At 70.7% G+C, this 13,998-nt stretch carries 9 protein-coding genes and 1 pseudogene; 8 read left to right on the top strand and 2 right to left on the bottom strand.

Annotation, left to right across the window (positions count from 1 at the left end):
- Positions 1 to 27: 27 nt before the first annotated feature.
- The 5 genes from ACTVZO_RS28715 to serA all read left to right on the top strand — a co-directional run bounded on the left by ACTVZO_RS28715 (position 28) and on the right by serA (position 8,516).
- The gene (locus ACTVZO_RS28715) at positions 28 to 2,928 is read left to right on the top strand and encodes a putative bifunctional diguanylate cyclase/phosphodiesterase (RefSeq protein WP_443301091.1); all 2,901 of its coding nucleotides are present in this window, start codon (positions 28 to 30) and stop codon (positions 2,926 to 2,928) included.
- A 204-nt stretch (positions 2,929 to 3,132) separates the two neighbouring features.
- Complete coding sequence (locus ACTVZO_RS28720) at positions 3,133 to 5,019, top strand: acetolactate synthase large subunit (protein ID WP_443301092.1); 1,887 nt, start codon at positions 3,133 to 3,135, stop codon at positions 5,017 to 5,019.
- A 31-nt stretch (positions 5,020 to 5,050) separates the two neighbouring features.
- Positions 5,051 to 5,575, top strand: a complete 525-nt coding sequence (ilvN, locus tag ACTVZO_RS28725; RefSeq protein WP_443301093.1) for an acetolactate synthase small subunit — start codon at positions 5,051 to 5,053, stop codon at positions 5,573 to 5,575.
- Between the two features lie 85 nt (positions 5,576 to 5,660).
- Positions 5,661 to 6,662 carry a ketol-acid reductoisomerase gene (gene ilvC, locus ACTVZO_RS28730; RefSeq protein WP_443301094.1) on the top strand — a complete coding sequence of 334 codons (1,002 nt, stop codon included), beginning with the start codon at positions 5,661 to 5,663 and terminating at the stop codon, positions 6,660 to 6,662.
- 264 nt (positions 6,663 to 6,926) lie between these two features.
- The gene (serA, locus tag ACTVZO_RS28735) at positions 6,927 to 8,516 is read left to right on the top strand and encodes a phosphoglycerate dehydrogenase (RefSeq protein ID WP_443301095.1); all 1,590 of its coding nucleotides are present in this window, start codon (positions 6,927 to 6,929) and stop codon (positions 8,514 to 8,516) included.
- Between the two features lie 213 nt (positions 8,517 to 8,729).
- On the opposite strand, the pseudogene ACTVZO_RS28740 reads toward serA, so the two are convergent.
- Positions 8,730 to 9,260, bottom strand: a pseudogene (locus ACTVZO_RS28740) (MFS transporter); the annotation flags it as partial.
- 117 nt (positions 9,261 to 9,377) lie between these two features.
- On the opposite strand from ACTVZO_RS28740, the gene ACTVZO_RS28745 reads away from it, so the two are divergent.
- Positions 9,378 to 9,977, top strand: coding sequence for a TetR/AcrR family transcriptional regulator (locus ACTVZO_RS28745; RefSeq protein ID WP_443301096.1), 600 nt, complete (start codon positions 9,378 to 9,380; stop codon positions 9,975 to 9,977).
- A gap of 18 nt (positions 9,978 to 9,995) precedes the next feature.
- On the opposite strand, the gene ACTVZO_RS28750 is transcribed toward ACTVZO_RS28745, so the two are convergent.
- Entirely contained in the window at positions 9,996 to 11,210 is a 1,215-nt protein-coding gene (locus ACTVZO_RS28750) for a PucR family transcriptional regulator (RefSeq protein WP_443301097.1), read from the bottom strand.
- 160 nt (positions 11,211 to 11,370) lie between these two features.
- Here ACTVZO_RS28750 and ACTVZO_RS28755 point away from each other — a divergent pair, with 160 nt between their 5' ends.
- Both ACTVZO_RS28755 and pruA read left to right on the top strand, forming a co-directional pair.
- Entirely contained in the window at positions 11,371 to 12,297 is a 927-nt protein-coding gene (locus tag ACTVZO_RS28755) for a proline dehydrogenase family protein (protein ID WP_443301098.1), read from the top strand.
- 31 nt (positions 12,298 to 12,328) lie between these two features.
- Positions 12,329 to 13,969: an L-glutamate gamma-semialdehyde dehydrogenase gene (pruA, locus tag ACTVZO_RS28760; RefSeq protein WP_443301099.1), complete on the top strand. Its 1,641-nt coding sequence runs from the start codon at positions 12,329 to 12,331 to the stop codon at positions 13,967 to 13,969.
- The last annotated feature ends 29 nt before the right edge of the window (positions 13,970 to 13,998 follow it).

Consider the following 13,998-nt stretch of genomic DNA (forward strand, 5'->3'; position numbering starts at 1 on the left):
ACCGGAACCCGCGGGCGAGGGGGACCGGTGAGCGCCCCGGGGGCGGCGCTCCTGAACCGTCCGTCCCTCTCGGGCGGCGGCAGGGGCCTGGCCATGCAGCTGCTCCTCGCGCTGGTCAGCGGGGGATACGCCGTCGGCGCCGCCCTCAACTGGGGATCGGAGGAAGTCGCCGAGATCATGGGTGACTTCGGGCTCAGCGCGGCGGGCTTACTCGCCGCGGTCTCCTGCTACACCTACGCGCGGGCGATCGACAGCCGCGAGCGTCCCGCCTGGCTGCTCTTCTCCTTCTCCTCCCTCATGGGCGCCTCCGGCAACGCGGTCTGGGGCTGGTACGAGGTGATCCTCGGCCAGGACGTGCCCAAGCCCTCGCTGGCCGACTTCGCCTTCCTGTGCTTCGCCCCGCCGGCCATCGTGGGCCTGCTCGTCCTCGCCAAGCGTCCCGTCACCCGGGCCGGCTGGGTCTGTCTCGGGCTCGACTCCTGGCTCATCGGCGGCTCGCTGCTCACGCTCTCCTGGAGCCTGGCGCTGGCCCACGCGGCACGGACCGCGCAGTCCGGCGCCCCCGGCAGCGTCCCGCGCGCCGCCCTCTCGCTGGCCTATCCGCTCCTGGACATCGCACTGGTCTCGATGGTCCTGGTGCTGCACTTCCGGCGGTCCGAGACCAACCGCTCCGCCGTCAACACCGCCATCGCCGCGCTCGCCCTGACCGTGCTCAGCGACGCCCTGTTCACCTCACCGCTGCTGAGCGCCGAGTACCAGTCCGGCCAGCTGCTCGACGCCGGCTGGTTCGCCGGCTCGCTGCTGCTCGCGTACGCGCCCTGGGGCGCCCGGCGCCTGCATCCCGGGCCGGAACCGGCGGGCCCCCGGCGCGTGGAGAGGCCGCACAGCCGCCCCATCACCGGATCGCTGCCCGCCCTCACCCCGTACCTCGCGGCCGCCGTGTGCACCCTGGGCATCCTCTACAACGTCGTGGACGGCCGGAAGGTCGACCGCATGGTCGTCTTCACCGGCTGCACCGTCGTGCTCGCCCTCGTGATCCGCCAGGGCATCATGCTCCTCGACAACATCGCGCTGACCCAGGAACTGGCCCAGAAGGAGAACCACTTTCGCTCCCTGGTCCAGGGCTCCAGTGACGTCATCATGATCGCCGCGCCCACCGGCACCCTGCGGTACGTGAGCCCCGCCGCCGCCGGGGTCTACGGCCGTGAGGCCGAGGAGCTGGTCGGCACCGAGCTCGCGACCCTGATCCACCCCGACGACCTCGGCAGAGTGGTCCACGAGGTACGCCGCTTCCTGGCCGCTCCACCGGCCGAGGAGCCCACCACCCGCATCGAATGCCGGTTCAAATCGGGCGGCGGCGAGTGGCTCAACGTGGAGTCCACCGTCAACCGCCACCAGGGCGGGCTCATCCTCAACAGCCGCGACGTCACCGAACGGGTCCGGCTCCAGGCGCAGCTCCAGCACAGCGCCGAACACGATCCGCTGACCGACCTGCCCAACCGGGCGCTGTTCACCCGCCGCGTCCGCCAGGCCCTGACCGGCCGGCGCGCGGGCGACCACAGCTCCGCCGTGCTCTTCATCGACCTCGACGGCTTCAAGGCGGTCAACGACACCATCGGCCACCAGGCCGGCGACGAGCTGCTCATCGAGGCCGCCCGCAGGCTCCAGGACTCGGTCCGGGCCGGGGACACCGCGGCCCGCCTCGGCGGGGACGAGTTCGCCGCGCTGATCCTGGGCGACGGCAGCCGCGACCGCAGCGCCCGCGAGTACCAGGTGCACGAGATCGCCGACCGGCTGCGCACCACGCTCTCCCAGCCGTACCGGATCGCGGGCAGCGAGGTCAGGGTCGCCGCGAGCATCGGCGTGGCCTTCGCCGACCCCGGCATCACCCCTTCGGACCTGATGCGCAACGCGGATCTCGCGATGTACCGGGCCAAGGCGGGGGGCAAGGACCGCGTCGAGCTGTACGCCCCCCAGATGCAGGCCGAGGTCGTGCGGAAGGCGGAGCTGGCGGGGCGGCTGCGGACCGCGCTCCACGAGGGGGAGTTCGCGCTGCTCCACCAGCCCGTGGTCTCGCTGGCCACCGGCGAGGTCTCCGCCGTGGTCGCGCAGGCCCGCTGGCGCTCGGCCCAGGGGATCCTCTTCACCCCGGCCGAGTTCCTCCGGGTGGCCGAGTACAGCGAGGGTTCGGCCGCGGGCGCGGACACCCCGCCCGGCTTCGTCGCCGGGACGAGCACCCGCAGCGCAGAGCTCGGGCGCTGGCTGCTGGAGCAGGCCGTGGAGCAGGCCGCCGACCGGCACCGGGCCGGGCACGACGTACCCGTGGCCGTCCGGATGACTGCCCAGCGGCTGCTCGACCGGGCCGTGCCCCTGGGCTCCGTGGAGGCGCTGCTGACGCGGCACGGGCTGCCCTCCGGGGCGCTGGTGCTGGAGCTCGCCGTATCCGACCCCAGAGTGCCCTTCGACGATCTGGAGCGCCGTCTGACCGCCCTGCACCGGCTCGGGGTGGGGATCGCGCTGGACGGCTTCGGCAGCGGCTACGCGGCCATCAGCGCCCTGCGGCGCCTCCCGGTCGACATGCTGAAGCTGGATCGGGGCCTGGTGGAGGGCGTCGTGGAATCGGCCCGCCTCCACAAGATCACCGCAGGGCTCTTGCGGATCGCAAACGACCTGGGCATGCAATCGGTGGCCGACGGGGTGGACCTGCCCGAGCAGGTCCTGGCATTGCGTGCCATGGGGTGCACCCACGGCCAGGGAACGGCCTTCTCCGGACCGCTCGACGAATACAGGCTGCGGCGTGCGCTGGTGCGCGGTACGTTCCCTGTACCGGGTGGTGCGGTCCAGCCCGCCCTGGCCGGTGGTTCGTCCGGGGGATCGATGGCCATCCGCAGAGGCTCACATAATGAGACGCCCGTCCCACCTACTTGACATCACCCTCCCGCCGGAGGGAGGGTCAGTGCCATGCGCACCCGAATTCTCGTACTTGGAAAGCGCGTCGGCTGAAGCCGGGACCAGCATGTCCCCGCTCAACGCACCCGACGCGCTCCCCTCGCTTGCCTCCCGGCACGAGGGGTTTTTTGTTGCACTGGCACAGAGTCGAATCCTCGTAAAACCCTCAGCTTCGAGAAGAGAATGCCGATGACCGAGCAGGCCACCGGGGCCCACCATCCGCAGCCGCGGCCCCGTTCCGGCGGACACCAGTCCGCCGCAGTTGAGCACGTCACGGGCGCGCAGTCCCTCATCCGCTCTCTCGAAGAGGTGGGGTGCGACACCGTCTTCGGCATTCCGGGCGGCGCCATCCTCCCCGCGTACGACCCGATGATGGACTCGAAGAAGGTCCGTCACATCCTGGTCCGCCACGAGCAGGGGGCCGGCCACGCCGCCACCGGCTACGCGCAGGCCACCGGCAAGGTCGGCGTCTGCATGGCCACCTCCGGCCCGGGTGCCACCAACCTGGTCACCCCGATCGCCGACGCGCACATGGACTCCGTCCCGCTCGTCGCCATCACCGGCCAGGTCTCCTCCAAGGCGATCGGCACCGACGCCTTCCAGGAGGCGGACATCGTCGGCATCACCATGCCGATCACCAAGCACAACTTCCTGGTCACCAAGGCCGAGGACATCCCGCGGACGATCGCCGAGGCCTTCCACATCGCCTCCACCGGCCGCCCCGGCCCGGTCCTGGTCGACATCGCCAAGGACGCCCTGCAGGCGAAGACCACCTTCACGTGGCCGCCCTCCCAGGACCTCCCCGGTTACCGGCCGGTCACCAAGCCGCACGCCAAGCAGATCCGCGAGGCCGCCAAGCTCATCTGCCAGGCCAAGCGCCCGGTCCTGTACGTCGGCGGCGGCGTCATGAAGTCCGGCGCGACCGCCGAGCTGAAGGTCCTCGCCGAGCTGACCGGCCTGCCGGTCTGCACCACCCTGATGGCGCTCGGTTCCTTCCCCGACAGCCACCCGCTGCACGTCGGCATGCCCGGCATGCACGGCGCGGTCACCGCCGTCACCGCGCTCCAGAAGTCGGACCTGCTGATCGCGCTCGGCACCCGCTTCGACGACCGCGTCACCGGCAAGCTGGACAGCTTCGCCCCGTTCGCGAAGATCATCCACGCGGACATCGACCCGGCCGAGATCGGCAAGAACCGCGCGGTCGACGTCCCGATCGTCGGCGACGCCCGCGAGGTCATCGCCGACCTGGTCCAGGCCGTCCAGGCGGAGCACACCGAGGGGAACCCCGGCGACTACACCGCATGGTGGTACGACCTCAACCGCTGGCGCGAGACGTACCCGCTGGGCTACGACCTGCCCGAGGACGGCAGCCTCTCGCCGCAGCAGGTCATCGAGCGGATCGGCGCGCTCGCGCCGAAGGGCACCGTCTTCGCGGCCGGTGTCGGCCAGCACCAGATGTGGGCCTCGCACTTCGTGAAGTACGAGGAGCCCCGCACCTGGCTGAACTCCGGCGGCGCCGGAACCATGGGCTACGCGGTCCCGGCCGCGATGGGTGCCAAGGTCGGGATGCCCGAGCGCACGGTCTGGGCGATCGACGGCGACGGCTGCTTCCAGATGACCAATCAGGAACTGGTCACCTGTGCGCTGAACAACATCCCGATCAAGGTCGCGATCATCAACAACGGCGCGCTGGGCATGGTCCGCCAGTGGCAGACGCTGTTCTACAACCAGCGCTACTCGAACACCGTGCTCCACGCGGACGAGACCGGCCACGACACCGTCGGCTCCCAGCTCGGCGAGTCCGTCGCCCCCCGCAAGGGCACCCGCGTCCCGGACTTCGTCAAGCTGTCCGAGGCCATGGGCTGCGTCGCCCTGCGCTGCGAGGACCCGGCCGACCTGGACAAGGTCATCGCCGAGGCCAACGCGATCAACGACCGTACGGTGGTCATCGACTTCATCGTCCACGAGGACGCCATGGTGTGGCCGATGGTCGCCGCCGGCACCTCCAACGACGAGGTCATGGCAGCCCGGGGCGTCCGTCCCGACTTCGGCGACAACGAAGACGACTGAGCCGAGAGAGCCGAGAGAGAGAACGCCTCACATGTCCAAGCACACGCTCTCCGTCCTGGTCGAGAACACGCCCGGCATCCTCGCCCGGATCGCCGCACTGTTCTCCCGCCGCGGGTTCAACATCGACTCCCTGGCGGTCGGTGTCACCGAGCACCCCGACATCTCCCGCATCACCATCGTCGTGAACGTCGAGGACCTCCCGCTGGAGCAGGTGACCAAGCAGCTCAACAAGCTGGTCAACGTGCTCAAGATCGTCGAGCTGGAGCCGCACAACGCGATCGAGCGCGAACTCGTCCTGGTGAAGGTCCGTGCCGACAACGAGACCCGCTCGCAGATCGTCGAGATCGTCCAGCTGTTCCGCGCCAAGACGGTCGACGTCTCCCCGGAGGCCGTCACCATCGAGGCCACCGGCGGTACCGACAAGCTGGGCGCCATGCTCAAGATGCTGGAACCCTTCGGCATCAAGGAGCTCGTGCAGTCCGGCACCATCGCCATAGGGCGCGGCGGACGGTCCATCACGGACCGCAGCCTGCGCGCGCTCGAGCGCAGCGCCTGACGTTCGCATGGCGAGACCGAGAAACTCAGATTACGTTCCCCGCCGTACGGTGGGAGCAACACCAGCGCACCAAGGAGATATCCCAGTGGCCGAGCTGTTCTACGAGAACGACGCCGACCTGTCCATCATCCAGGGCCGCAAGGTCGCGGTCATCGGTTACGGCAGCCAGGGCCACGCCCACGCGCTGTCGCTCCGTGACTCCGGCGTCGACGTCGTCGTCGGCCTGAAGGAGGGCTCGAAGTCCAAGGCCAAGGCCGAGGAGCAGGGTCTGAAGGTCCTCCCGGTGGCCGAGGCCGCCGAATGGGCGAACGTCATCATGATCCTCACCCCGGACCCGCTCCAGGCCGAGATCTACGAGGCGTCCATCAAGGACCACCTCAAGGAGGGCGACGCGCTCTTCTTCGGCCACGGCTTCAACGTCCGCTACGGCTTCATCAAGCCCCCGGCCAACGTGGACGTCGCCCTGGTCGCCCCGAAGGGCCCGGGCCACCTCGTCCGCCGCCAGTACGAGGAGGGCCGCGGCGTTCCGTGCATCGCGGCCGTCGAGCAGGACCACTCGGGCAACGCCTTCGCCCTCGCGCTCTCGTACGCGGCCGGCATCGGCGGCACCCGCGCCGGCGTCATCAAGACCACCTTCACCGAGGAGACCGAGACCGACCTGTTCGGTGAGCAGGCCGTCCTCTGCGGTGGCGCCTCCGCGCTGGTCAAGGCCGGTTTCGAGACCCTGACCGAGGCCGGCTACCAGCCGGAGATCGCGTACTTCGAGTGCCTGCACGAGCTCAAGCTCATCGTGGACCTCATGTACGAGGGCGGCCTGGAGAAGATGCGCTGGTCGGTCTCCGAGACCGCCGAGTGGGGCGACTACATCACCGGCCCCCGCATCATCACCGACGCCACCAAGGCCGAGATGAAGAAGGTCCTCGCCGAGATCCAGGACGGCGAGTTCGCCAACACCTGGATGGCCGAGTACAAGGCCGGTCTGCCGAAGTACAACGAGTACAAGAAGGCCGACGAGGCGCACCTGCTCGAGACCACCGGCAAGAAGCTGCGCAAGCTGATGAGCTGGGTCGACAGCAGCGAGAGCTGACCGGGTGTGCGGCGGGGCCGGGACGGTGCGTCCCGGCCCCGCCGCACACGGCCCGACGGCCGCGGGACGGCCCGGGTTGTCCAAGGCGGCCAACCACGGACGGGTGATCCTTCCGTACAGGCGGAAATCCGGTCCGCCGGCGCCACTACACTGCTCAACACATACGCGTCAGGCCCACAGTGTCGTGCGTCTTCCACGCGGCTACCCCCTCCACCGCCTGCGGCCGTCGGGACGGCCGTCCGCACTGGACCTGTGAGGACCCACGTGAGCTCGAAACCTGTCGTACTCATCGCCGAAGAGCTGTCGCCCGCCACCGTGGAGGCGCTCGGCCCCGACTTCGAGATCCGGCACTGCAACGGTGCCGACCGCGCCGAGCTGCTGCCCGCGATCGTCGACGTCGACGCGATCCTCGTCCGTTCCGCGACCAAGGTCGACGCCGAGGCCATCGCCGCCGCCAAGAAGCTGCGGGTCGTCGCCCGTGCCGGCGTCGGCCTGGACAACGTCGACGTCTCCGCCGCCACCAAGGCCGGCGTGATGGTCGTCAACGCGCCGACCTCCAACATCGTGACCGCCGCCGAGCTCGCCTGCGGCCTGCTCGTCGCCACCGCCCGCAACATCCCGCAGGCCAACACCGCACTGAAGAACGGTGAGTGGAAGCGGAACAAGTACACGGGTGTCGAGCTCAGCGAGAAGACCCTCGGTGTCGTCGGCCTCGGCCGCATCGGCGTCCTGGTCGCGCAGCGCATGTCGGCCTTCGGTATGAAGATCGTCGCGTACGACCCCTACGTACAGCCCGCGCGCGCCGCCCAGATGGGCGTCAAGATGCTGACGCTGGACGAGCTCCTGGAGGTCGCCGACTTCATCACCGTGCACCTGCCCAAGACCCCCGAGACCCTCGGTCTCATCGGGAACGAGGCCCTGCACAAGGTGAAGCCGTCGGTCCGCATCGTCAACGCCGCCCGGGGCGGGATCGTGGACGAGGCCGCGCTGTACTCGGCCATCAAGGAGGGCCGGGTCGCCGGCGCCGGCCTCGACGTGTACGCGAAGGAGCCCTGCACGGACTCCCCCCTCTTCGAGCTCGACCAGGTCGTCTGCACCCCGCACCTCGGCGCTTCCACGGACGAGGCCCAGGAGAAGGCCGGTGTGTCGGTCGCCAAGTCGGTGCGCCTCGCCCTCGCCGGTGAGCTCGTACCGGACGCGGTGAACGTCCAGGGCGGCGTCATCGCCGAGGACGTCCGTCCGGGCCTGCCGCTCGCCGAGAAGCTCGGCCGCATCTTCACCGCCCTCGCGGGCGAGGTCGCGGTCCGACTCGACGTCGAGGTCTGCGGCGAGATCACCCAGCACGACGTGAAGGTGCTCGAACTCTCCGCGCTCAAGGGCGTCTTCGAGGACGTCGTCGACGAGACGGTCTCCTACGTCAACGCCCCGCTCTTCGCACAGGAGCGCGGTGTCGAGGTGCGCCTGACCACCAGCTCGGAGTCCCCGGACCACCGCAACGTGGTGACCGTCCGCGGCACCCTGTCGGACGGTCAGGAGGTTTCGGTCTCCGGCACGCTCGCGGGCCCGAAGCACCTGCAGAAGATCGTGGGCATCGGCGAGTACGACGTGGACCTGGCGCTCGCCGACCACATGGTCGTGCTGCGCTACACCGACCGCCCCGGCGTGGTCGGCGCCGTCGGCCGCGTGCTCGGCGAGGGCGGCCTGAACATCGCGGGCATGCAGGTCGCCCGTGCGGAGGAGCACGGAGAGGCGCTCGCCGTGCTGACGGTCGACGCCGAGGTCCCGGCGAACGTCCTCGCGGACATCGCCGCCGAGATCGGCGCCGTCTCGGCGCGCACCGTCAGCCTCGGCTGACCGGCAGGAACCAGAGGGAAGGGCCCGGGGGGACGTCCCCCGGGCCCTTCCGCGTCGTACGGCTCTGGTGCCCCGGTCAGCGGTACGTCGCCTCCCGCGCCGGTGTCCCGGCCCGCCCGGCCCGCTCCGCCGCGGCCGGGGCGGGGGCTCCGGCCCCGCGCATCAGGGCCGCGGAAACCGGGGCGGCGGCGCCGATGACCACCGAGGGGGCAAGGCGGCGACGGTGTTGAGGCCGATGCCCGCCGCGACACCGCGGACCCGGAACAGCGCCCGGGCGACCATCGCGTCGTCACGGGTGCGCCGGCGTCGGACGAAGAGGTACCCGAAGGCCAGGCCGACGGCCACGCTGCCCACGGGGAGCGGCGCGAAGCCCTCGGCGGCGATCTCCTTCAGGCCGTGGACGGCGGGCAGTACGGCCGCCGTGGACAGCAGCACGCTCAGCAGGTCGAAGCGGCCGGGCGCCGGGTCCTTGAACTCCGGGACCAGCACGGGGACGAGCACCAGCAGGAGCACCATCGCGGGGACGTTGACCAGGAAGACCGAGCCCCACCAGAAGTGATCGAGCATCCGTCCGCTCGTCTCCGAACCGAGGGCGATCCCGCCGGTCATGACCCCGGACCAGACGGCGATCGCCCGGCCGCGCTGCACGGGGTCCTGGAAGAGGTTGCGGACGAGGGCCAGCGTCGAGGGCATCAGGGTCGCCCCGCCGGTGCCGAGCAGCCCCCGGGCCGCGATGAGCACCTCATGGGCAGCAATGCACAAGCGCCATACATGCTTGTCTATGACGAACGTATGGAACGTGCGTATGGAACGCGCGTCTTGGACTTACGTCTGTGACGCCCGTATTGCTACCGTGACGGCATGGGACATCGGGAAGACCTGCTCGAAGGCGCGAAGAAGTGCCTGGTCGAGAAGGGTTTCGTGGGGACCACGGCGCGAGACGTCGTGAAGGCCTCGGGAGCGAACCTGGCCTCCATCGGCTACCACTACGGCTCCAAGGACGCCCTGCTTGCCCAGGCCTTCACCGCCCTGATGCAGGAACTGGGCGAGGTCTTCGAGGGCGGCATGGAGGGCGAGGGCGGCTCGCTGGAACGGTTCCGCGCGGTCTGGGAGGGGTTCCTCGCCCACCGGGCCGAAGCCGGTCCGGTCTGGTCGGCCGGCCTGGAGGTAGCGCTCGCCCGCGACCGGATGCCGGAGCTGCGGGAACTGCTCGCGGCCTCGCAGGCCGAGGGGCGCCGCGGGCTGATCGCGCTGCTCACGGGCACCCCGGAGGAGGAGGTCACCGAACGCGAGGAGCGCACGCTGGGCACCTTCTACCAGGCGCTGCTGAACGGCCTGATGATCCAGTGGCTCTTCGACCCGAAGTCGGCGGCGAGCGCGGAGGAGTTCACCGAGGGCATGCGGGCCGCCGCAGCGGCGCTGACGCACCCGGAGCCGCCCCGGGAGAGGACTGCGTCCTGAGCGCGTAGCCCGTACGGGTCAGGCCAGGCGGGCCGTCTTGAGGGCCATGTGCAGGAGCAGCCGGTCCTCGCCCTCGTCCAGGTCGAGGCCGGTCAGCTGCTCCACGCGGGCCAGCCGGTAGTACAGCGTCTGCCGGTGGATGCCCAGCGCCGCGGCCGCGCGGCCCGCCTGGCCGGCGCAGTCCAGGAACACCTCGGCGGTACGGGCGAGTTCGCGGTGGGCCGGGCCCAGCAGGGCGCGCGTGGCCGGATCGTCCACCGGGTCGGCGGCCAGGGCCGCCAGCAGCCGGTACGGGCCGATCTCCGCCCAGCGGGCGACCGGGCCCAGCCTCGGCTGCGCGACGGCCGCCCGGGCCGCGGCGACGGCCTGCTCCCAGGCGGCGGGCAGCTCGGACAGGGCCCGGACCGGGTCGGCGACCCCGGCGGTCGCGGGCCGCTGCCGGGCGTCCGCCGCGCCGGCCCGCGGCAGCAGCCGCTCCATCGCCGTCACGGCCGGGGCGAGGGCGTCGGTCGAGCGCAGCCTCAGCAGGACGGCCAGGGCCGGGGCGCGCCGGCCCGGCGTACGGCCTCCGCCCGCGCCGCCGCCCCCGGCGGCCTCCGGGTCGCCCGGTCCCGTCCCGCCCGGGACCACGCAGAGCGCCGCCGCGCCGGGGACCGACGCCGGGGCCTCCCCGGACCACGGCGCCACGCACACCGCGGCGTGCAGCCCCTCCGCGGCCGGGCCCAGTGCGACCCGCAGCGCGGCCATCGCCATGTCCTGCTGCCAGCCCCGCCCGGCCGTGAGCACCGCCAGGAACTCCCGCGACAGATCGGCCCCGGCCTTCGCCTCCTCGTCGAGCAGGATCCCGATGCGCTGGGCCACCTCCATGGCCGCGGCCAGCTCCGCCGGCCCCGGGCCGGGGTCCTGGTCGAGGAGCCACACGTAGCCCTGCACGACGCCCCGGCGCCGCACCGGCAGGCAGATCCGCCCCCGGAAGACCCCGGCCTCGGGCGCCGCCGGGATGTGCACCGGCCCGGTGGCGCGGGCGATGCCGAAGCCCTCGAACCAGGACCGGACCGCCGCCGTGGACTGCCGGGTCAGGATCGAGCGGGTGCGCACCGGGTCCATGGCCTGGTCGTCGTCGCTGTCGTGCGCGCCGAAGGCGATCAGCCGGAAGTCCCGGTTCTCCAGCGTCGCCGGCGCGCCCAGCAGCGCCGAGATCTCGTCCACCAGGTCCTGGTAATCGCCCTTCACCCGGACATTCTCCCACCCCGGACCGGACCCTTCAGACAGATGTATGAGATCCCGGACACGGATGCGTGACAGCTGTCGATGGCAGAGGATCAAACCGATCCTTAGGTTTCACGGTGGTTTTACTTGCGCTTTTCTTCTGCCACCCGCTGGAGGTGCACCCGTGCTGGGTCCCGTGATCCTCGCCGCTTCGCGCAGCGACAAAATGCGTCGTATCGTCTCTGCCGCTCCGGTGACCAAGCCCGTGGTGAACCGGTTCATCCCCGGCGAGACGGTCGACCAGGTCATCCCGATCGTCGAGGACCTGACGCGGGCCGGCCTCGAGGTCACCCTCGACGTCGTCGGCGAGGACATCACCGAGGTGGCGCAGTCGCACGCCGCCCGGGACGCCTACCTCCAGCTCATCGCGCGCCTCGAGGAGCTCGGCCTCGGCGAGACCGTCGAGATGTCCGTGAAGCTGTCGATGTTCGGCCAGGCTCTGGAGGGCGGCCACGAGCTCGCGCTCGCCAACGTCCGCCCGGTCGTCGAGGCCGCCGCCGCCATCGGCACCACCGTGACCCTCGACGCCGAGGACCACACCACCCTCGACTCGATGTTCGCCATCCACGAGGAACTGCGCCGCGACTTCCCGCAGACCGGCTGCGTCATCCAGGCCTACCTCTTCCGCACGGAGGCCGACGCCCGCCGGCTGGCCGCCAACGGCAGCCGCGTCCGGATCGTGAAGGGCGCCTACAAGGAGCCCGCCGAGGTCGCCTACCAGGACAAGGCCGAGATCGACAAGGCGTACGTCCGGATCATGAAGATCCTGATGGACGGCGAGGGCTACCCGATGATCGGGTCCCACGACCCGCGGCTGATCGCCATCGGCCAGGAGCTGGCCCGCCAGGCCGGGCGCAAACTGGACGAGTACGAGTTCCAGATGCTGTACGGCATCCGCAGCGAAGAGCACCTGCGGCTCGCCGCCGAGGGCCACCGGATGCGGGTGTACACCGCGTACGGGACGGACTGGTACGGCTACTTCATGCGCCGCCTCGCGGAGAAGCCGGCCAACCTGCTGTTCTTCCTCCGCTCGATGATCACCAAGAACTAGCCAAGAACTAGGTCAAGGAGTTACCAGCCCCATGGATGCTGTGACCCAGGTCCCCGCTCCGGTCAACGAGCCGGTCCACTCGTACGCCCCCGGCACCCCGGAGCGCACGCGCCTCGAAGAGCAGCTCAAGCAGCTGTCCGAGAACCCGATCGACCTCCCGATGACGATCAACGGCGTCAAGCGGATGGGCGGCGGCGAGCGTTTCGACGTGGTCCAGCCGCACGACCACAAGTCGGTGCTCGGCACCTACGCGAACGCCACCGCGGCCGACGCGCAGGAGGCGGTCGACGCCGCCCTGGCCGCCGCCCCGGCCTGGCGCTCGATGTCCTTCGACGACCGCGCCGCGATCATCCTGCGCGCCGCCGAGCTGCTGTCCGGCCCGTGGCGCGAGAAGCTCGCCGCCTCGACCATGCTGGGCCAGTCGAAGACCGCCCAGCAGGCCGAGATCGACACCCCGTGCGAGCTCGTCGACTTCTGGCGCTTCAACGTCCACTTCGCCCGCCAGATCCTGGCCGAGCAGCCGGTCGCGAACAGCGCCGGCGTGTGGAACCGCAGCGACCACCGCCCGCTCGAGGGCTTCGTCTACGCGATCACGCCGTTCAACTTCACGGCCATCGCGGGCAACCTGCCGACCGCCCCCGCCCTGATGGGCAACGTGGTCCTGTGGAAGCCGTCCCCGACGCAGACCCACTCCGCGGTCCTCCTCATGGAGCTCCTGGAGGAGGCCGGCCTGCCCAAGGGCGTCATCAACCTGGTGACCGGCGACGGCATCGCCGTCTCCGAGGTGGCGCTGAACCACCCCGAGCTGGCCGGCATCCACTTCACCGGCTCGACCAAGACCTTCCAGTACCTGTGGAAGACGGTCGGCAACAACATCGAGACGTACAAGTCCTACCCGCGCCTGGTCGGCGAGACCGGCGGCAAGGACTTCGTCGTCGCGCACCCGTCCGCGGACCGCGCCGTCCTGAAGACCGCCCTGACCCGCGGCTCCTTCGAGTTCCAGGGCCAGAAGTGCTCGGCGTCCTCGCGCGCCTACGTCCCGGCCTCCATCTGGAACGACGGCTTCAAGGAGGCCTTCGCGGCCGAGGTCGACGGCATCGCCATGGGTGACGTCCGCGACCTCACCAACTTCATCGGCGCCGTCATCGACGAGCGCTCCTTCGCGAAGAACAAGGCCGCGATCGACCGCGCGATCGCCGATCCGACCTGCGAGATCATCGCCGGCGGCACCTACGACGACTCGGAGGGCTACTTCGTCCGCCCGACCGTCATCGCGTGCACCGACCCGGAGAACGAGGTCTTCACGACCGAGTACTTCGGCCCGATCCTCGCCATCCACGTCTACGAGGACGAGTCCACCGAGGGATTCCACGCGATGCTCGCGCAGATGGAGTCCGTCTCGGCGTACGCCCTGACCGGCTCGGTCATCGCCGCGGACCGTTACGCGGCGGCGGACGCGATGGAGAAGCTCCGCTTCGCGGCGGGCAACTTCTACATCAACGACAAGTCCACCGGCGCCGTCGTCGGCCAGCAGCCCTTCGGCGGCGGCCGCGCCTCGGGTACGAACGACAAGGCCGGTGCCGCGTCGAACCTGATGCGCTGGACCTCGACCCGCTCCATCAAGGAGACCCTGGTCGCGCCGACCGAGTACGGCTACCCGCACATGGGCTGACCACCGCCCGCTGAACCCCGCCCCCGCTC

It is taken from the genome of Streptomyces sp. IBSNAI002, assembly GCF_052244475.1.
In the GTDB taxonomy this organism is placed as follows: Bacteria; Actinomycetota; Actinomycetes; order Streptomycetales; family Streptomycetaceae; genus Streptomyces.